This window comes from Georgenia sp., from assembly GCF_054605595.1.
The window spans coordinates 1-18731 of sequence record NZ_JBTSDU010000050.1; the positions used below are offsets into that span (position 1 = coordinate 1).

Genomic DNA, 18731 nt, shown 5'->3' on the forward strand with positions numbered 1-18731 from the left:
GCTCCAAGAAGGGCCAGACCGTCGGATCCGGGGGGCAGCGCCGTCGTGCGCTCGAGGGCAAGGGCCCCACACCCAAGGCGACCGAGCGGCCGTACCACCCGGCCGCCAAGCGCAAGGCCGCATCGGAGAAGGCGGTGGACAAGAAGAAGACCGCCGGCACCGGACGCCGCGAGGCCGGTCCGGACCAGCACATCGACTCCGGCCGCACCGCCGCCCGTTCGGCCGCGGCCACCGAGCGGATCCGCATCACCCTCGGCGTCGGCGCCGACCACGAGGTCATCGCCGGCCGGAACCCGGTCGCCGAGGCCGTGCGTGCGGGCATCCCACTCACCAAGGTGTTCCTGGCGGGGAACATGGCCGCGGACGAACGCGTCGCCGAGGTGGTCCGCACCGCGACCGCGCTGGGCACCCCGCTGATCGAGGTGGCCCGTGCCGACCTGGACCGCCTCACCGACGGCGCCGCCCACCAGGGCGTCGCCATCGAGGTCCCGCCGTACGCGTACCGCGACGTCGCCGACCTGCTGGCCCGCGCCGAGCGGGCCGGGCACCGGCCCCTGATCGTCGCCCTGGACGGCGTCACCGACCCGCACAACCTCGGTGCCGTGCTGCGCAGCGCCGGTGCGTTCGGGGCCGACGGTCTCGTGCTGCCCGAGCGGCGCTCGGCGGGCGTGAACGCCACCGCCTGGAAGGTCTCCGCGGGGGCCGCCGCCCGGGTGCCCGTGGCGCATGCCACCAACCTGGTCCGGGCGCTGAAGGACCTGAAGGCGGCCGGCTGCTTCGTCGTCGGCCTCGACGGCGACGGTGCCGTGACCATCGGGGACCTCGAGCTCGCGACCGAGCCGCTCGTGCTGGTGACCGGGTCCGAGGGCCGGGGCCTGAGCCGGCTCGTGCGCGAGACGTGCGACGTCGTCGCCTCCATCCCCATCGCGGCGTCGGTGGAGTCGCTCAACGCGGCCGTCGCCACCGGCATCGCCCTCTACGAGGTCGCCCGCCATCGCGCCGCCCCCACCCCCGAGACCTGAGGAGGATGCGCCGTGAGTGAGAACTGGACCCGCACCGAGGGTGTGGTGGTCGCCGCCGAGCTCGACCCGCAAGCCGTCGTCGCGCACCTGGCCGGCGGCGACGTCGTCGCCCGCCTGGAGTGGTACCCCGGCACCGAGCAGCTGCTCTCGGTCTCGGTGCTCTCCGACGGCGAGCACCGCGTCGCGATCGCACCGGCCGGTGCCGCGGGCGTGACGCCCGGCCCGACCCTCGCGGAACTCGCCGACGACCTCGCCACCACGTTCGATGCCGACGTCCTCATGGAGGGCGTCCACGTCGAGGGCCAGGACACCGATGGCGACACTCCCGACTGGGCGGTGGTCGACGACCACGTCGGTAACGGGCCCGTCGACGCCCGCACCGTCGTCCTGACCTCGCTGGCCGCGCACCGGGTGCCGGTGCAGGCGAACCAGCTGCGCCGCACCGTCACCACGGCCCCGTGCACCGTCGGCGGCGCGCCGCGACGCCTGCTCATGACCACGGGAGACGGCGCGGAGCTGGGGGTGCTCGGCTGGGAGGAGGACGCCTACCCCGTGCTGCGCCTGCAGGTCGACGACGAGGACCGCACCGCCCTGCTGCTCGTCTCCCCCGAGAACGACGAGGACGAGGGCGAGGACGTCGTCCTGTTCAGCTGGTCGATGCGCAGCGAGCTCGTCCACGGCGACAGCGCCGCGAACGCCGCGGTGCGCGAGGTGGCCGAGCAGATCCTCGGCGACGGGATCGACGTCGCGGCCTTCGCGGCCGCGGTCCCCGGGGCAGACGCCGCCGCGGTGGCGGCGTCGTTGCGCGTGCACGGGGCTCAGGGGCTGGCGGCATTCGTCACCGCGCTGGGCCTGCCCGCCGCCGTCGTCGACGTCCTCGAGAGCAGGGCGGAGCCGGACTCGCTCCCGGACGCCGTCGTGCACGAGCCGGTGCCGGTCGCCGAACCGGTCGAGCCGACCCGGCCGACCCGGCCTGCGTGGCTGTCGAAGCCTGCCGGGTCGAAGGGTGCCGGGGCAAAGCCCGGCGAAGGTTCGAAGGGGGCCGGGGCAAAGCCTGCTGAGGCGAAGCCTGCTGAGGAGTCGAAGGGCGCTGGGGCGAAGGGTGCCGAGGCGAAGGGTGCTGAGGCGAAGCCTGCCGAGGAGTCGAAGGGCGCTGGGGCGAAGGGTGCCGAGGCGAAGGGTGCTGGGGCGAAGGGTGCCGAGGGGTCGAAGGGCGCTGGAGCGAAGGGTGCCGAGGCGAAGGGTGCCGAGGCGAAGGGTGCTGGGGCGAAGCCTGCTCGGTCGAAGGTGGCACGGTCGAAGGCCGGGCGGTCAAAGGTGGTCACGGGCGGGAAGGTGGACGACGGGGCCACACCGGCGGCAGGGCCAGAGGTCGCCGGCCCGGCGCCCGACGTCAAGGCCGCTCCTGACACCACCCCGCAGCCCGACGCCAAGCCGGCGCCCGACACCGGCCCGACACCCGACGCGAAGCCGGCACTGTCGGCCAAGGCGGTAGCGGAGGCCGCCAAGGCGGCGCTGGAGGAGCGGGCGGCGAAACCGCTGCCGGCGCTGACGCCCGGTCAGCAGAAGTGGGCGCTGCGGGCCACGCTGGCGGGGATCGGCACCGCTGCGGCCGGGGCAGCCGTGATCGCCGTCATCAAGGGAGCGACGAAGAGGTAACACTCTGGCCTGGGCGTCGGCCGGCTCTCACCCCAGCGTGGCTCGGGCTACGCGGTCTCGTCCGCGACACCCGTTCCACCTGCGGGGCTCGTCCGCGACGCGGCTCGGGCTACGCGGTCTCGTCCGCGATGCCGCCGTGGTGCAGGAAGGCGTGCTCGTCGGGCCGGTGGCGCAGCACGTTGTCCACGTAGGAGCGCACGGCCTCGGGCATGGGCACATCCCGCTCTTCCCGCTGGGACATGAACCAGCGATGCTCGAGCACCTCGTGGAAGATCTCCGCGGGCTCCAGCTTGCGGCGCAGATCCCGGGGCACGGCGCGCACGGTCGGTTCGAAGACCTCGTCGAGCCAGTCATGCGCCACGAATGTCAGGTCGTCGTTCTGCCGCTCGCGCTCGGCCCGGAAGGAGTCGAGGTCGTTGAGCATCCGCCGGGCCTGGTTCTCCTGCACGTCCAGGCCGGTCAGTCGCATGATCTGGCGGTGGAAGTGGCCCGCGTCGACCACCTTGGGCTGGATGGAGACGGTCGTGCCGCCCACGTCGGTGATGATCGCGAGCTCGCCGACGTCGTAGCCCAGATCGTTGAGCCGGTTGATCCGTTTGGCCACCCGCCAGCGCTGGTCGGAGTCGAAGGACTCCTCCCGGGTCAGCTCGGCCCAGAGGGAGTTGTAGCGCTCGACGATCTGGTTCCCGACGGCGATGGTGTCGACGTCCTCGTCGACCACCTCCCCGGCCTGAAGGTCCATGAGCTCACCGATGATGTTCGTGCGGGCGAGGTCGAGGTCGTAGTTCCGCTGCCCGGGGGTCAGGCTGGGGTGCAGTTCGCCCGTCTCGGCGTCGACGAGGTACGCGGCGAACGCGCCGGCGTCGCGCCGGAACAGCGTGTTCGACAGCGACACGTCGCCCCAGTAGAACCCGCTGAGGTGCAGGCGGACGAGCAGCACGGACAGGGCGTCGATGAGCCGGTCGGCGGTCTCGGGGCGCATGTACTGGCTGAACAGTGCCCGGTAGGGCAGCGAGTACTGCAGGTGCTCGGTGACGAGCGCGGAGTTCAGGGGCTCACCGTCGGGTGCCGTGCGGCCGGTGATGACCGCCATCGGTACGACGGACGGCGCCTCCAGGCGGCCCAGCGCGCGCAACTGCTCGTACTCGTGGTGGGCGACGGTCTCGCCGATCTCCTTCACCGCGACGACTCGGCCGGAGAGCTTCGCGAAGCGCACCACGTGGCGGGAGAGGCCGCGAGGCAGGGCGGCGAGGACCTCGGTCGGCCACTCCTCCAAGGGGATCTCCCACGGGAGGTCGAGCAGCGCGGGGTCGACCGTCGCGGCGGTGATCTGCAGCTGCTTGGCCATGGCGTCATCCTCCCAGGTCGGGCAGGGAAAAGGAGAAACAGGACAGGGGACGGCGGTGTGAGATGCCGAACGAGGGTCCCGGCGACGAATCCCGCCGCCGCGTCCGGGCGCCGGCTGATGGCTGTAACTCGGCGGCGCGCGACGAGCTGCAACGCGGTGACGAGCGGCTGGCTGCAACCCGGTGACGAGCGGCTGGCTGGAACGCGGTGACGAGCGGCTGGCTGGAACGCGGTGACGCGCGACGAAAGGGCGGGACCTGACGGCCCCGCCCTTCGTATCGCTCGGATGGTTCCCGGGCAGCCCGGGTGAGTTACTGCGGGAGGCGGTTGCCTGTCGCCGAGGAGAACACGTGCTGCTCGCCCGCACGGATGCGGGCGTGGACGACCGCGCCCTTCGCCGGCACGTCGCGTGGGTCGACGCGCACGATCACCTGGTCGGAGTCGTCGCCCGAGCCGAGGTGCTCGTTGAGCTCACGCGAGCCGGCGAGCTCGCCGTAGACGAACGCGTCCGAGCCGAGCTCCTCGACGAGGTTGACGGTGATCGGGATCGTGTTGGGCTCGCTCTCGGGGGCCCGGTCCAGCGACTCGGGCCGGAAACCCACGATGACCTTGCCGTTGTCGGCCGGCGTGAGCGCGTCGAGCGTGGTGCGGGAGAGCGGCACACGGGCCTCGCCCAGCACGGCCTCGCCGTCGTGGACCTTGAAGTCGCCGAGGTTCATGGCGGGAGAGCCGATGAAGCCGGCGACGAACACGTTGGCGGGGGTGTCGTACATATCGCGCGGGGTGCCGACCTGCTGGAGCACACCGTCCTTGAGGACCGCGATGCGGTCGCCCATCGTCAGGGCCTCGGTCTGGTCGTGGGTGACGTAGACCGTGGTGACGCCGAGGCGGCGCTGCAGCGAGGCGATCTGCGTGCGGGTCTGCACGCGCAGCTTCGCGTCGAGGTTGGACAGCGGCTCGTCCATGAGGAACACGCGTGGCTGGCGGACGATCGCGCGGCCCATCGCCACCCGCTGACGCTGACCACCGGAGAGCGCCTTCGGCTTGCGCTGGAGGTACTCGCTCAGGTCCAGGATCTTCGCGGCCTCCTTCACCCGCTGCTCGATCTCCGCCTTCGGCTTGCCGGCGATCTTGAGCGCGAAGCCCATGTTGTCCGCGACGGACATGTGGGGGTAGAGGGCGTAGTTCTGGAAGACCATGGCGATGTCACGGTCCTTGGGCTGGATGTCGGTGACGTCGCGCTCGCCGATGAAGATGCGCCCGGCGTTGACGTCCTCCAGCCCGGCAAGCATCCGTAGGGCGGTGGACTTCCCGGAGCCGGACGGGCCCACGAGGACGAGGAACTCGCCGTCGGAGATCTCGAGATCCAGGGCGTCGACCGCGGGGCGATCGCCGCCGGGGTAGGTCCTGGTGGCCTTGTCGAAGGTGACGGTAGCCATGTGATGCACACTCCTTCACCGGCAGGTACGTGCCGGACGATCCGTAGTAAAGGCGTCAGCTCGTGTCCGCTCTGACACAGAAGATGACGCGACCGACTTCGGCCGCGACACCGTCCGTTGTCATCTTGTCACACGTGCCTGCTCATGCAACCCCCGTACCAGCAGCCCGGGGAGAGGTCCCCACCGCGGCGGAGCGCCGGTGTCATGCCAGGTCGGCCCGCAGCTCGGCCAGGCGCACCAGCACGGCGGAGAACTCGTCCGGGTCGGCCACCCGGTAGGCGGCGCCGGTGTGGCCGTCGCCCACCTTGATGCTGACGTCACCCTCGCCGAGGACGGCGAATGCGTCCTCGTCGGTGGTGTCGTCCCCCGCATACAGGACGGCGTCGGAGCCGAGCTCGGTGCGGAGCCGGACCAGGGCGTCGCCCTTCGTCACCGTGAGCACGGCCATCTCCACCACCTCCTTACCCACGACGACGTGCACGCCCTCCCGCGCGGCCGGTCCGGCGAGCGTGGCCGCGGTGAGCCGGGCGGCGTCCTCCCGCGAGGCCCGCCGGGTGTGCAGGACGGCGGCCGCGGGCTTGGCCTGCACCCAGGCACCCTCACCGCCGGCGGCGATCTCCTCGGTCTCCCGGATCAGCACGGCGCGCAGCGAGGCCTGCTCCTCGGTGAGGTCCACGGGGTCGGCCCGGAGCACGCGCCGGCCGTCGGGGGAGAACACGATGGTGCCCCACTGGGCGCCATGGCTGCCGATGATGCGGGTGCCGACGGGGACGTCCGCGAGCTCGGCCAGGTCGCCCGCGTCACGCCCGGAGACGAGGACGACGGCGACGCCCGGGAGCGTCGTGAGCGTCGCCACTGCCTCGGCGGAGGCAGGGAGGATGCGGGAGGTCTTGGGGTCCAGCACGAGCGGGGCCAGGACTCCGTCGAAGTCGAGGGCGACGAGGATCGCCGGCTCCGCGGCGAACTCCCGCAGCGCGGAGTCGAGGATCTCGGCGAGGTGGGCGGTGAACTGCGGTGCGGCGACGCCAGGGCCCGGCACACCGGCGTCGGTCGGGTCGGCCGCGGTCTGGTCGGGTCGGGCCGCTCGGCCGGTACCGGTTGCGTCGGCGTCGGGGGTGCGTGCCGGTTCGGGGGTCATCGTGACTCCGTTTCTGACGTGGCGGTCATCGCGAGGTAGCCGAGGAAGTCGTCGGCCCAGCGTTGGACATCGTGCTCGAGGACGCGGCGGCGCAGGGACCGCATGCGCCGCCGCCCCTCGGCGGAGGGCATGGTGATCGCGCGCATGATGGTGGCCTTGGTGCCGTCGACGTCGTGCGGGTTGATGAGGAGCGCCTGGCCGAGCTCGTCCGCCGCGCCGGTGAACTCGGAGAGGACCAGCGCCCCGCCCAGGTCGGAGCGGGCGGCGACGTACTCCTTGGCGACGAGGTTCATCCCGTCGCGCAAGGAGGTGACGAGCATGACGTCGGAGGCACGGTAGAGGGCCGCCATCTCCTCCACCGGGTAGGAGTGGTGCATGTAGTGGACCGCCGCATGGCCCAGGGTGCCGTAGTCGCCGTTGATGCGCCCGACCGTGACCTCGACCTCGTCCCTCAGCGTCTGGTACTGCTCGACGCGCTCCCGCGACGGGCTCGCCACCTGGATCATGGTCGTTTCCGGTACGCGGAGCTGACCGCTCTCGAGGAGCTCGCCGAACGCCTTGAGCCGATGGCGGATGCCCTTGGTGTAGTCGAGGCGATCCACCCCCAGGAGCAGCGTGTTGGGGTTGCCGAGGTTGCGACGGATCTCCTTGGCGCGGGCCAGCACCTCGGGGGTGCGGGCGAGCGCGTCGAACGCATCGGCGTCGATGGAGATGGGGAACGCCTGCGCCCGCACCCGACGGTCGGGGCGGGACCAGCGGCCCGGGATGGTGACCTGCGGCCCGCGGACCGGCAGACCGGTCAGCCGGCGGACGGCCCGGATGAAGTTGGCGGCGTCCCCAGGGCGTTGGAAGCCGATGAGGTCGGCACCGAGCAGGCCGTCGACGACCTGCTGGCGCCAGGGAAGCTGGGAGAAGATCTCCAGCGGCGGGAACGGGATGTGGTTGAAGAAGCCGATCTTGACGTCCGGACGCAGCAGTCGCAGTACCGCGGGGACGAGCTGGAGCTGGTAGTCGTGGACCCACACGGTGCCGCCCGGCGCGACCGCCTCGGCGGCCGCGGCGGCGAAGCGCCGGTTGACCGCGACGTAGGCGTTCCACCAGGTGCGGTGGAACGCCGGCGGCACGATGACGTCGTGGTAGAGCGGCCACAGCGAGCCGTTGGAGAACCCCTCGTAGAAGTCGGCGATCTCCTGGGCGCTGAGCGGCACGGGCCACAGCTTCATGCCCTCGCCCGCGAAGGGCTCGTGCTCGAACCCGGCCTGGCCTGCCCAACCCACCCAGGCGCCGTCGTGCTGCTGCATGATCGGGGCGAGTGCGGTGACGAGCCCGCCGGGGGAGCGCTGCCAGCTGAGCTCGCCGTCCGGGTTCACGGTGATGTCCACCGGCAGGCGGTTGGCGACGACGACGAACGCATGCGCTCCGGCAGACACGTGTGATCAGCTCCTTCTTCGGCTTGCTGTCAACCTACCGGCGCGCTGTGGCAGCCGCTCCTCGACGTGGCGCCCGTCTCGCCATCGCCGGCACGCCCGGCCGACCTCCCCATACGCCCCAGGCTTCCCTGCCAATTCATCGAACTCGCCATCGAGGCCGTTCCATCACCCCGCCGGCCGATCCACCTGCCACGGCCTGGGTGGCATCCGTGTCAGTTCGGCGAACTCGTCATCCAGGCGACGAACTCGCACGCCTGCGGTGCGATCTCGTCGCCGGAGTGACGAGTTCGATGCGGCGCTCCACCTTCACCGTGGTGGAGTCCTCCACGCCTGGCCAGAAGTGGATGCAGCCGCACCGACACGGGTTCGGCCTAGGCATGGCCGCCGCCCCCAACGGCCACAGCCACCCACATGCCCGCCGCACCCGTCACGCAGCCGGCGGCTCGGTAGGTTGTCACCCATGGACGAGGAGCGGCGCGAGGTGGGCGGGTACCACCTGCTGCGACGCCTCGGCTCCGGCGGCATGGGTACCGTGCACGAGGCTGTCGACGCCGAGGGACGTCACGTCGCGCTGAAGCTCCTGCACCCGCACATCGGCAAGGATCCTGCGGCCCGCCGCCGGCTCGAGCGTGAGGTCTCCCTCCTGCACCGGGTGCGCGAGACCGGCGTCGCCCGTGTGCTGGATGCCGAGGTGGAGGAGTCCGAGGCGTTCATCGTCACCGAGCTCGTCGACGGCCCCACGCTCGAGGAGGACGTCGCGGCTGACGGTCCTTTCACCCCGGACGAGCTCTCGACCCTCGCGCACGGCCTGGCCGACGCGCTGCGCGGTATTCACGCGGTCGGGGTGGTGCACCGGGACTTCAAGCCCGGCAACGTCATGATGAGCGACCACGGCCCGGTGGTGATCGACTTCGGCATCGCGCAGGTCGCCGACGACGTGCGACTGACCCAGACGGGCATGGTCACCGGCACCCCCGGCTACCTCGACCCGGAGGTCATCGCCGGCGCCGAGCCGAGCCCGGTGTGCGACTGGTGGGGCTGGGCAGCCGTCCTGGTGTTCGCGGCGACGGGCCGCCCTCCGTTCGGGCACGGACCCACCGGGGCCGTGCTTGCCCGGGTGGCGACCGGCCAGGTCGACGTCGACGGTATCGCTCCGGCGATCGCGAGAGTGCTGACGGGTGCCCTGGCCCCGGAGCCCGCCGACCGGCTCGAGCCCGATGCCGTGCTCACGGTGCTCGACGACGTATCCGGTGCCCCGGTGGCCGGCGACGGCACCACGACCCGGCTGATCGTCGGTAGCGCCGGGACCCAGCCGGACTTCGGCAGCACCGCCGCCCGGCCGGCCGCCGGTGCCACTCGGATCGTCGGTGCGAGCGCGGCAGCTCCTCATGCGATGACGGCCGACGCTGAGACCCGGGCGGTGCCGGTCCAAGGGGAGGGGGAGACGGGCGTGCTCGACGTCTCCGCGGAGACGCGGGCGCTCCCCGGTGGCCCACCGACGCGAGCGCTGCCGGAGACACCCGCGACCCGCGCGGTGCAGCAGTACGCCTACCCGGCACCGGCACCCGTCGCGTACCCGGCCCCAACTCCCGCGCCCAGCAGCTACCCGGCGCGCCCGTACAGCGGCGGGCAGGAGCCGGGCCTCGCCGGCCGCGAGCAACCAACGCTTGACGGTCAACCCGGCTACGCCTCGACGGGTGGGCGGCCCGCACAGGCGCTCGAGCCATACCAACAGCCGGGCCACCCACACCCGCAGCCGGGCTACGACTACCAGCAGTCGGACCACCCGATCCAGCAGCCGGGCCACCCGTATCCGCAGCCAGGCTACGACTACCAGCAGTCGGACCACCCGATCCAGCAGCCGGGCTACAACTACCCGCAGCCGGCCTACGACCATCCCGCCACCAATGACCCAGAACCCGAGTGGGCACCGGGCTGGGCGTCACCCGCCCCGCGGCGCACCCTCACGGTCGCCACGGTCGGCCTCGGCCTCAGCGCGCTGGCCAGCGCCGCACCGGGCATCTTCCTCGTCGCCGCCGCCACCCTCCTGGTCCTCACCGCGACCACCGGGTGGGCGGGGCGCTCGCGGCGCGCCTCCCGGCTCAGGCGTGGGCTCCGGCCCGGCGACGACGCCCGGATGCTCGCCGGGCTCCCCTGGCACCTGGTGCGCGGCGCGATCGGTGTCGTGCCGGGGGTACTGGCCGGTGCGGGCCTCGGCGTCGTGGCCTGGTGGGTCGGCACGGTTCTGGGTGGAGCGGCTGCCACCGAGTCGGCTGTCCTGTGGGTGGCGGGCCTGGTCGGCCTCGGCGCGGCCTGGCTGACGCCGACGTCGCGCGTGGCCCGCGAGGGCGCGCGCGCCCTGGTCGACGTGCTCACCCCGACCCGCAGCTTCCGGGCACTGCTCATGACGCTGGTCCTCGCCGTGGTGGTCGTGGTCGGAGCGCAGGTGGCTCTGGGACAGCCGCCCGTCCCGAACTGGGATCCGCTGCCTGACCTGACGCAGGCGTAGGGCCTCAACCTCCCACCGGATCGCTCCGTCCCAGGCCCCCCGTACCCTGGTGCCGTGAAGGTGAGCCGCGACCGCCGGCAGCCGGGCCCCGCGCTCGCTGCCACGATCGCCGTCCCCCTGGCCGCGGCGGTCCTCACCGGTCTCGCGACGTGGCATGCCTGCGTCCCCGCCGGCGGGGGCTTGGCCCACATCGGCCTCACGCTCTCCCTGATCCAGCTCGACGACGGCTGCCCGCCTGGTGCCTTCGGGATCACCGCCGCGGGGCGGGCCCTCTCCGTCGCGGTAGCGGCGAGCACGCCCATGCTGGTGGCCCACATGCTGCTCCTCGCCGGTGCGGTCGGGCTGTTCGGCGCCGTGCGGGCCGTCGTCACCGCGGCAGCGGGCCGGCTGCGCTTCTTCGTCCCCACCCCAGCAGCCCTGCCGCAAGTACCCGAGGGCCGGCGGATCGTGGACCGGACCACCAGGAGGCCGTTCTCCCGCCTGCTCCAGACGCGCCCTTACCGGCGCGGGCCCCCTGTGCTGCTCGGCGCCGGCTGACCCCACGCCAGCCTCGGCGCACCGGCCCCCGCACACCCCACAGACAGGAAGCCCCATGTCCAGCAACGCCAACATGTCGAAGGCCGAGAAGCGCGACGCCGCGCGCGAGCAGGCCCGCCAGCTCCGCGAGGCCCAGGCCAAGCGGGAGAAGCGCACCCGCAACCTCATCATCATCGGCCTGATCGCCCTGGTGGCGGTGGTGTCCGTGGTCATCGCGATCATCGTCCGGCAGGGCAACGAGAAGGCGAACACGTCCGCGATCGAGAGCGTCGAGAAGATCCCCGCCAACACCAGCGTGACCGACGGCGGCATCTCCCTGGGTGCCGACCTCGTGGCGGGCACGGAGAACGTCGGCGCACCGGTGCTCGACGTCTACCTCGACTTCACGTGCATCTACTGCGCCCAGTTCGAGGAGATCAACGCCGCGGACATCGACCAATTCGTCGCGGCCGGCGACGCGACCGTGATCTACCACCCGGTGTCCATCCTCGACCGCACCGGCGACTTCTCCGGGTTCTCCGGTCGTGCGGCGCAAGCCGTCGCGGTGGTCGCCGACCAGGCCCCTGAGGCGTACAACGACTTCCAGGCCGGCCTCTTCGCGCTCTACCGCAACGCCGCCGCCACCGAGGGCAGCACCGCCGGCGAGCCGACCGACGCGGACATCGCGGCCACCGCGGCCGAGGCCGGGGTGCCGCAGGCGGTCGTCGCCACGATCACCGACGGCACGTTCACCGCGTGGGTCGCCGCGACCACCGAGCAGTTCGGCAACGACGGCTACACCGGCACGCCGACCGTCCTGCTCGACGGCGAGGTGTTCAACACCTGGACCGAGCCCGGCGCGCTCGCTGCGGCCGTCAGGAAGGGCTGAGCAGGATCCGTGCACGCGCGGCCGGTCCAGCCACGTCCTGCGCCGGCTGTCCGCATCGCTGAGCCACTGTGGTGAGCATTTGCAGGCCATTCGCCAGCAGATGCTCACCACAGTCGATTCGAACGGGGGTGTGAAGGGGTTGGCACGCCACGCCTGTGATGGGTGTCGACCTGGCTGACCCCGAAGGCCCGTTGGTGGCCAGTTCCTGGCCATCAGGATGGGTCACCAACAGATTCATGGCAGACTCTTGCGGTCTTGCCGCCTTAGCTCAGTTGGTAGAGCACCCGCCTTGTAAGCGGACGGTCATCGGTTCGAATCCGATAGGCGGCTCCACCCGGGCCACGTCGGCAGGTCCGTGGCGCCAGCACGGCTCGTGCGTCAGCAGCACCAGCCGGTGAGGACTGCGATGTTATGAGGAATGCGATGTCAGTCGATTCTGCCGTGGTCCTGCCCGGGTCAGTCGATGCTGCCGTGGTCCTGCCCGGAGTCCCCGTAGATGAGGTCCTCCTCGTCATCGGGACCGGCACCCACGAGCTCCGCGTCCGGCCCGGACCGCTCCGCATCCGTGCGCGGGGCGTTGAGCGCGCGGCCCCCGCCGAGCACGTCGCGCACCCGGCCGGCGGCGTCGCCGGTATCGGGCTGCACCAGGCCACGGTGGACCAAGGCGTCGGTGACGAGATCTGGCCGGACGGCGTCACGCGTGGTCTTCATCGAACGCTCCTCGATACGGGGTGGAGGACACGATAGCGGTCTCCGTGAGGGACCAGTCGACCGGTTCTGCGCCCAGCTCGGCGAGCAACGCGTTCGCCCGCGAGAACGGCCGGGAGCCGAAGAATCCGCGCGAGGCGGAGAGCGGGCTCGGGTGCGCGGACGTGATGACCGGCGTCGCCGCGAGCAGGGGCCGGAGCGTGGCGGCGTCGCGCCCCCACAGGATCGCGACGAGGGGCCGCCCGCGGGCCACGAGCGCCCGGATGGCGTGCTCGGTGATGGCCTCCCAGCCCTTGCCGCGGTGGGACGCCGGAGCTCCGGGGCGCACCGTGAGCACCCGGTTGAGCAGCATGACGCCGTGCCGCGACCACGGCGTGAGGTCGCCGTTGGTGGGGGTGGGCAGGCCCAGGTCGTCGTGCAGCTCGCGGTAGATGTTCTGCAGCGACCGCGGCACCGGCCGCACGTCCGGCTGCACCGAGAACGACAGCCCCATCGGGTGCCCCGGGGTGGGGTAGGGGTCCTGCCCGACGACGAGCACGCGCACCCTCTCCAGAGGGTAGGTGAAGGCGCGCAGCACGTTGGTGCCGGCGGGGAGGTAGCCGTGCCCGGCCGCGACCTCGTCCCGCAGGAAGGTGCCCATGGCGTGGATCTGCGGTTCGACGGCGGCCAGGGCCTGGGCCCAGCCGGGATCGATGATCTCGCCCAGGGGCGGCACGCCGGCCGTTGTCGGAGCACTCACCCGGGCAGGGTAACGTGGCGCGCCCGATACCGACGGCGGCCTCGCCCCGGGTGCGTGGCCGGCCGGCAGGACACAAGCCGGGACCAAGCAGGATACGGCTGGCATGACCGCCCGGCAGATCATGGCCGGGACCCGCGGGACACGGCTGGCATGACCGGCCCGCTGGATACGGCTGACATGACCGGTCGGCAGATCATGGCTGGGGGCCCTCAGGACACGGCCGGCCCCGAATGACACCATTGTCGTTCGGCGCTTAGAATGGGCGGAGCTCGCCGGCCGGCGAGCCGGATCGTGAGGAGCAGCGATGGCAGCAGCGCACGCGCAGCAGGCCGCGACGGTCGAGGCGGGCCCCGAGGGGCTCAGCGAGACCGAGGCCAGCATCCTCGCCTTCGAGCGTCAGTGGTGGAAGTACGCCGGCGCCAAGGAGACCGCGATCCGCGACCTGTTCGACATGAGCGCCACGCGCTACTACCAGGTCCTCAACCACCTGCTCGACTCCGAGGCCGCGCTCGCCGCGGACCCCATGCTCGTCAAGCGGCTCCGCCGCATGCGCACCTCCCGCCAGCGTGAACGGTCCGCCCGCCGCTTCGGGGACTGAGAACCCCTCGCGGTCCAGCCGGCTCGGCACCTGACTCCCCCCGCCTCGGTGCACGAGGCGGGAGCGCCCGCGCGGGAGACCGGGGGAGCCCATCCCGGCAGGTAACCTGCCTGTCGTGAGCACGCAGAACGAGGACTACCCCGAGGACGAGTTCGATCGCGCCGGTCGCGACCGCACCCCCCAGGGAGTGCACCGAGCGCCCCGCAGCATCTGGCGCACGCTGCTGCCAGTGATCGCCATCGTCGCGCTCGCCCCGCTGCTGGCGTGGGGAGCCATCTCCCTGCTGGGGAACACCGGCGCCACACCGGACCCGGGTGCGGCGCCCCCCTCCGCGGCTCCGGCGCAGACGCCGACCGGCGCCGCCACCGACCCTGGCACGACGGGCCCCGCCACCGATCCCGGCACGGCCGAGACCCCTGCCGAGCCGACCCCGGAGGAGACGCCCGCCACCCCGGTCGACTTCACCGCAGGCATCGCCGTCCTCAACGGCGCCGGCGTCGACGGCCTCGCGGGCGACGTCGTGGGCCGGCTGGCCAGTGCGGGCTTCGCCGGCGGGACGGCGGCCGACTACCGGTCAGCCGAACCGACGACGACGACCCTCTACTACAACAACGCCGACCTCACCGCGACGGCGGAGGCGATCGGGGCGGCGCTCGGCATCACCAACCTGGTCGAGTCCGCGAGCGCGACCTCCACCACGGACGTCGCGATCGTGCTGCGCTCGGACTACGCCCGGTAGGACCAGACCGCCGGAGCAGCAATACCCTGGGTGGAAGGGGCTGCCGGGGGGTGAGACCCCGGGTGGAAGGGGCTGCCGGGCGGCAATACCCCGGGTGGAAGGGGCTGCCGGGGGGTGAGACCCCGGGTGGAAGGGGCGGGATCTCGTGACGGCGGGTGCGGGTTCGCGGCGCAAGTGACGGCGGTGCGGGTGCGGCGCAACGCGCGGCGCTCGGGGCGGTGTCCGCAGGCCAACGGGAGCGTTGCGGTCAGACGTGCACGAGGGGTGCGCGCAGCGGCCACTCCTCGTCGAGCACGACCTGCTGGGCAGCTCCGGTCGCCGAGTTGAACACCACCGGGGCGAGCAGGTTCGCGGTGTGCGGGTTCTCCTCCGATGCCGGGGTGATCACAACGAGGACACCCGCCGATGCGTCGTCGGCGTCCAGGCCGAGCTGCTCGACGACGTCGGCCGCGATTCGCGGGTGGTAGTCGGGAAAGAACGGCTCGGGGTCGAGCAGGAACAGCCGGGTGTCCGGTGCGTCGACGCTGCGCAGGGTGAAGACCACCCCGCCGTCGTCGATGGGCGTGAGGGTGTACTCGGCGAGGCCGTCCAGGCCGAGGATCGGCTCCACGAAGGTGAGGGCGGCGTTCGGGCCGGTCGTTGAGGCGTTCATCGTGCCTTCCTGTACGGCGGCGCTCATCGGAGGAAATCCAGGAGACTGGGCTGAAGGGCCCGGGACGTGGCGTTGAGCGCACCCTGGTAGGCGATCTCCTGCGACTTCAGGTCGACGATCGTCTCGGCGAGGTCCGCGTCCTCGACGCTGGAGAGCTGGGTCTCCAGCGTGAGGCTGCGGTCCTGGATCTGTGTCTGGGCCCGCAGCACCTGGTTGTAGCGGGTGCCCGCGCTCGCTACCTCCTTGAGCATGACGTCCATGCGGGCGTCGATGTCGTCGAGGTAGTGCGTGGCCCGCGAGTTGATCGCGGGATCCGTGCTTCGTAGGTCCGCGGCGATCCGGTCGAGGAGGGCGAACACCGAGACATCAGGGCGCACCTCACGGGCTTCCGATGGTCCGTGCGGGGCCGCCGGCGAGCCGGCGACGACGGGCCATGCGTCCGTGCCGAAGACAACAGCGCCGGGGGAGTTCACCTGAACCGTCGTGTTCGCTGAGATGCGCCGCTCTACGTCACCGCTGGCGTTTGATGCGTACGGGTAGCTCACGGGGTCGGTGCTCCCGTCGCGCGCGAACGCCTCGGCATCGTTCGACGTGCCCGCGAACACCGAGCGCCCGAGGTACTGCGTGTTCGCCTGCTCGCGGAGCGCCTCGGCCGTGAGCTCGAGCTCGGCCGCAATCGCCTCGCGCGATGAGGCACCCTGAGAGCTCGCGCCACGGACCACGAGATCGCGCGCCTTGCGCAGCAACGTGGTGGAGCTGGTGAGTGCGCTGTCCACGGTGGAGAGCCAACCGACGGCGTCCTGAGCATTGCGCGCGTGCTGGACGGTGGCCCGCTGATCCGAGCGGATGCGCATGGCATCGACCATGCCGGCCGGATCGTCCGAGGGCTTCGTGATGAGCTTGCCCGAAGACTGCCGCTGCTGGAGCTCGGCCATCCGCGAGAGGTTGTGCTGGAGGTTCTGGAGCGAAGCCTGCTGCAGACCCTGCTGGGTGACGCGTCCGATCATGACTACCTCCCCACCACGCCGGTGCGATTGATCAAGGTGTCCAACATCTGGTCGACCGCCGAGATGACCCGGGCGGCTGCCTCGTAGGCGCGTTGGCTGGCGACCAGGCTCACCGTCTCCTCGTCCAGGTTCACCCCCGTCTGCGCGAGCAGGAGCCCTTCGGCGGTGGCGAGGGTCGCGGCGGCATTGGTGGCTCGGGCCCCGGAAGACTTCGTCTGCACACCGAGGTCGACGACGGTTGCCGACCACCCGGCGCCGACGGTCGCGATCTGCGAGATCGCCTCGGCGATGGAGCCGTCCAGGTCGCCATTGGTGGGATCACCGGCGATGATCTCGGTCGTACCGGTGACGGCGACTGTCAGGCCCAGCGCTCCGTCGGTGACGTTGCCGTCATAGGCGAAGAAGTTGCCCGGCGTGCCCGGCGTGAGGGTGTGGCGGTCGTTGACCGTGGTTGCGAGATCCTTCGCGAGAGCCTCATACCTTGCTGCGAGGTTCGCGAGAGGTCCGCCGGCACCGCTCGCGCCTTCAGGGGCGAGTACGGCCAGCATGCCGGTCAGCTCGCCGGTGGCGGCGCCGACGTTGTTGCCGTTCGCCCAGCGAAGGCGCACCGGCCCCGTCACCGCACCTGCAGGTCCGCCGAGTGTGCCCAGAGTCGTGGCACCCTCCACCTTGAGCTTGTTCGTGGCGCCACCCCGCACCAGCGCGTTGCCCCCGATCATCACGTCCATCGTGCCGTCCGCACGCTCGCGCGGCTGCGCCCCCACCAGGGACGCCAGCTCCACGAGCCGCTGGCCGCGCTGGTCGATCAGCGCGTTCGGGTTGCCCCCTGACTGGGTGATGTCCCTGATGCGCAGGTTGAGATCCGCGACGTCCGCGGCAGCCGTGTTCACCTGGTCGACGAGTGCGGCAGCCTGGGTCCGGGTGGAGTCCCACTGGGCTGCAACGGCGTTGTACCCACCGGCGATCCGGTTGACGAGGGACCGGGCGTTCTCCAGCAACACGGCACGAGCGGCGTCGTCGTCGGGACGGTTCGCGACGTCCGCCCACGAGTTGAAGAACGTGTCGAGCATGGCCGAGATGCCGTTCTCACCAGGTTCGTCGATGGTGGACTCCACCAGCGAGAGCGCCTCGGAGATGGCGCCGAGGTAGGCGGCGGAGCCGGATTCCTGGCGCACCTTCGCCTCGAGGAAGAGATCGTTGAGCCGGTCCACAGATGCCACGTTGACGCCCCCGTTCAGCACGGTGCCCGGAGCGGAGGCCATCGACGGGGCGGCGGCGCCCTCGATGGCCTGGAGGTCGGCACGCTGGCGGGTGTACCCGACAGTGTTCACGTTGGCGATGTTCTGCCCGGCCACCTCGATCGCCTGCCGCTGAGCGACAAGGCTGGTCAGGGCGGTGTTCAGGCCCGAGAAGGTGCTCACTGGTGAATTTCCTCAGAAGGTTTCGTCGATCAGGCGGGCGTTCGGCTGGGTGGTCACCGTGCCCCCGTTCGGCCCGTATGTCTGGATGCTGTCCTGGATGCTCATCAGGGTTTCCTGCGTGGCGCGGTGCGAGCTGGCCAATAGGTCCTGGTTGCTCTTGGCGAGGTCGGAGATCTCGCTGGTCAGGCGCGCGAACTCCTTGCGGTGCTCGAGCAGGATGCCGTCCCACGGGACCGGTGCGGCCTTGGCGAGCTCGAGCAGGCTGACGTCCTCGGGCAGGTCGAGGGTCGCCGCGGCGGCGGCCACCTCCACGCTCCGGCCGAGCTCCGCGTCGCGGATCTCGGCGAGGACGTCCTCGACCTCCTGTGTGGCGAGCGGGAGCCGGGCGGTCCGGCCACTGCTGAGGAGGAGCTGTTCCACCTCGAGCTTGAAGAGCAGGTGCTCGAGGAGCTCGCGCTCCCGCCAGAGGATGTCCGACAAGGCCTTCAGCGGCACGTGCTCACCTCCGAGATGTCTGGGTCGCTGGTTCGGTCGCCCCATCCCATCGGCCGCCCCCGGTGTTCTGTGAGGAGAACACGGGCCGACTCCGCACCACGCTACGCCCCGCGCGAGGAGGGCGAACAGAGCGATGCGAACAACGTCTGAACAAGTATTAGGTGTGATTTATCTCACAATACGGTTTCGCTATTGAGGACGGAGTTCTCCGTCTGACCCAGATCCGCGAGTAGCGGTTTATGACCGTCCTGACGGTTGAGAATCGTTCCTGGTAGGCGATTCTGCGGTGCGTGGGCACGGTGATGGCCCGGCTCTCGCGCCGGGTGAGCGGGTTTCCGTGTCCGGGGTCGTTCCCCTCTGCGTTCTGGATGGGACACAGCCGGCGGTGTCAGCCTGGACGTGGGAGTTGCTGCAAGCGAGGCA

Annotated in this window: 17 protein-coding genes and 1 tRNA gene; 8 read left to right on the plus strand and 10 right to left on the minus strand. The window is 71.5% G+C overall.

The genetic code is table 11. From position 1 onward, the window contains the following. Positions 1 to 1022 (plus strand): 23S rRNA (guanosine(2251)-2'-O)-methyltransferase RlmB (rlmB, locus tag ACYC1Z_RS07755; RefSeq protein WP_461408952.1); only part of this gene is annotated, 1022 nt, incomplete at its 5' end. Between the two features lie 12 nt (positions 1023 to 1034). After that, a complete protein-coding gene (locus ACYC1Z_RS07760; RefSeq protein WP_461408953.1) occupies positions 1035 to 2681 on the plus strand; it encodes a hypothetical protein in 1647 nt (548 codons plus the stop codon). 109 nt (positions 2682 to 2790) lie between these two features. Here the strand turns inward: ACYC1Z_RS07760 and ACYC1Z_RS07765 are convergent, their stop codons facing one another. From ACYC1Z_RS07765 to ACYC1Z_RS07780, 4 genes are all read right to left on the minus strand, one after another. Then, positions 2791 to 4029, minus strand: coding sequence for a DUF4032 domain-containing protein (locus ACYC1Z_RS07765; protein ID WP_461408954.1), 1239 nt, complete (start codon positions 4027 to 4029; stop codon positions 2791 to 2793). A gap of 310 nt (positions 4030 to 4339) precedes the next feature. Continuing rightward, entirely contained in the window at positions 4340 to 5467 is a 1128-nt protein-coding gene (locus tag ACYC1Z_RS07770) for an ABC transporter ATP-binding protein (protein WP_461408955.1), read from the minus strand. Positions 5468 to 5669: 202 nt separating this feature from the next. Further along, positions 5670 to 6605 (minus strand): trehalose-phosphatase, encoded by a 936-nt coding sequence (gene otsB / locus ACYC1Z_RS07775; protein WP_461408956.1) that lies wholly within the window; start codon positions 6603 to 6605, stop codon positions 5670 to 5672. After that, positions 6602 to 8035, minus strand: a complete 1434-nt coding sequence (locus ACYC1Z_RS07780; protein ID WP_461408957.1) for an alpha,alpha-trehalose-phosphate synthase (UDP-forming) — start codon at positions 8033 to 8035, stop codon at positions 6602 to 6604. Before ACYC1Z_RS07780 ends, otsB begins: the two co-directional genes overlap by 4 nt. 460 nt (positions 8036 to 8495) lie before the next feature. On the opposite strand from ACYC1Z_RS07780, the gene ACYC1Z_RS07785 reads away from it, so the two are divergent. The 4 genes from ACYC1Z_RS07785 (at position 8496) to ACYC1Z_RS07800 (ending at position 12282) form a co-directional block, all read left to right on the plus strand. Next, a complete protein-coding gene (locus ACYC1Z_RS07785; RefSeq protein WP_461408958.1) occupies positions 8496 to 10544 on the plus strand; it encodes a serine/threonine-protein kinase in 2049 nt (682 codons plus the stop codon). Positions 10545 to 10598: 54 nt separating this feature from the next. After that, entirely contained in the window at positions 10599 to 11081 is a 483-nt protein-coding gene (locus ACYC1Z_RS07790; protein WP_461408959.1) for a hypothetical protein, read from the plus strand. A gap of 55 nt (positions 11082 to 11136) precedes the next feature. Continuing rightward, positions 11137 to 11949, plus strand: a complete 813-nt coding sequence (locus ACYC1Z_RS07795; RefSeq protein WP_461408960.1) for a DsbA family protein — start codon at positions 11137 to 11139, stop codon at positions 11947 to 11949. Positions 11950 to 12206: 257 nt separating this feature from the next. After that, positions 12207 to 12282: transfer RNA gene (locus ACYC1Z_RS07800), tRNA-Thr, on the plus strand. A gap of 123 nt (positions 12283 to 12405) precedes the next feature. Here the strand turns inward: ACYC1Z_RS07800 and ACYC1Z_RS07805 are convergent. Together ACYC1Z_RS07805 and ACYC1Z_RS07810 are read right to left on the minus strand one after the other, a co-directional pair. Further along, positions 12406 to 12660, minus strand: coding sequence for a hypothetical protein (locus ACYC1Z_RS07805; protein ID WP_461408961.1), 255 nt, complete (start codon positions 12658 to 12660; stop codon positions 12406 to 12408). Continuing rightward, positions 12644 to 13372, minus strand: a complete 729-nt coding sequence (locus ACYC1Z_RS07810) for a uracil-DNA glycosylase (protein ID WP_461408968.1) — start codon at positions 13370 to 13372, stop codon at positions 12644 to 12646. The genes ACYC1Z_RS07805 and ACYC1Z_RS07810 overlap by 17 nt, the downstream gene beginning before the upstream one ends. A 328-nt stretch (positions 13373 to 13700) precedes the next feature. Between ACYC1Z_RS07810 and ACYC1Z_RS07815 the strand changes: the two genes are divergently transcribed. Both ACYC1Z_RS07815 and ACYC1Z_RS07820 read left to right on the plus strand, forming a co-directional pair. After that, positions 13701 to 13994 (plus strand): DUF3263 domain-containing protein, encoded by a 294-nt coding sequence (locus ACYC1Z_RS07815; protein ID WP_461408962.1) that lies wholly within the window; start codon positions 13701 to 13703, stop codon positions 13992 to 13994. Between the two features lie 115 nt (positions 13995 to 14109). Further along, on the plus strand, positions 14110 to 14733 hold the full coding sequence (locus ACYC1Z_RS07820; protein ID WP_461408963.1) for a LytR C-terminal domain-containing protein: 624 nt from the start codon (positions 14110 to 14112) through the stop codon (positions 14731 to 14733). Between the two features lie 247 nt (positions 14734 to 14980). Here the strand turns inward: ACYC1Z_RS07820 and ACYC1Z_RS07825 are convergent, their stop codons facing one another. From ACYC1Z_RS07825 to ACYC1Z_RS07840, 4 genes are read right to left on the minus strand one after another with little or no spacing between them, the layout of a single operon-like run. Beyond that, entirely contained in the window at positions 14981 to 15385 is a 405-nt protein-coding gene (locus ACYC1Z_RS07825) for a flagellar assembly protein FliW (protein ID WP_461408964.1), read from the minus strand. 23 nt (positions 15386 to 15408) lie between these two features. After that, the gene (gene flgL, locus ACYC1Z_RS07830) at positions 15409 to 16392 is read right to left on the minus strand and encodes a flagellar hook-associated protein FlgL (RefSeq protein WP_461408965.1); all 984 of its coding nucleotides are present in this window, start codon (positions 16390 to 16392) and stop codon (positions 15409 to 15411) included. 2 nt (positions 16393 to 16394) lie between these two features. Then, a complete protein-coding gene (gene flgK / locus ACYC1Z_RS07835) occupies positions 16395 to 17813 on the minus strand; it encodes a flagellar hook-associated protein FlgK (protein ID WP_461408966.1) in 1419 nt (472 codons plus the stop codon). A gap of 12 nt (positions 17814 to 17825) precedes the next feature. Continuing rightward, a complete protein-coding gene (locus ACYC1Z_RS07840; RefSeq protein ID WP_461408967.1) occupies positions 17826 to 18308 on the minus strand; it encodes a flagellar protein FlgN in 483 nt (160 codons plus the stop codon). Positions 18309 to 18731 lie beyond the last annotated feature (423 nt).

Coding starts and splice junctions, on each gene's coding strand:
- ACYC1Z_RS07765 (WP_461408954.1), bottom strand. CDS start 4,029: ATGGCCAAGCAGCTGCAGATCACCGCCGCGACGGTCGACCCCGCGCTG.
- ACYC1Z_RS07770 (WP_461408955.1), bottom strand. CDS start 5,467: ATGGCTACCGTCACCTTCGACAAGGCCACCAGGACCTACCCCGGCGGC.
- otsB (WP_461408956.1), bottom strand. CDS start 6,605: ATGACCCCCGAACCGGCACGCACCCCCGACGCCGACGCAACCGGTACC.
- ACYC1Z_RS07785 (WP_461408958.1), top strand. CDS start 8,496: ATGGACGAGGAGCGGCGCGAGGTGGGCGGGTACCACCTGCTGCGACGC.
- ACYC1Z_RS07795 (WP_461408960.1), top strand. CDS start 11,137: ATGTCCAGCAACGCCAACATGTCGAAGGCCGAGAAGCGCGACGCCGCG.
- ACYC1Z_RS07805 (WP_461408961.1), bottom strand. CDS start 12,660: ATGAAGACCACGCGTGACGCCGTCCGGCCAGATCTCGTCACCGACGCC.
- ACYC1Z_RS07815 (WP_461408962.1), top strand. CDS start 13,701: ATGGCAGCAGCGCACGCGCAGCAGGCCGCGACGGTCGAGGCGGGCCCC.
- ACYC1Z_RS07825 (WP_461408964.1), bottom strand. CDS start 15,385: ATGAACGCCTCAACGACCGGCCCGAACGCCGCCCTCACCTTCGTGGAG.
- flgL (WP_461408965.1), bottom strand. CDS start 16,392: ATGATCGGACGCGTCACCCAGCAGGGTCTGCAGCAGGCTTCGCTCCAG.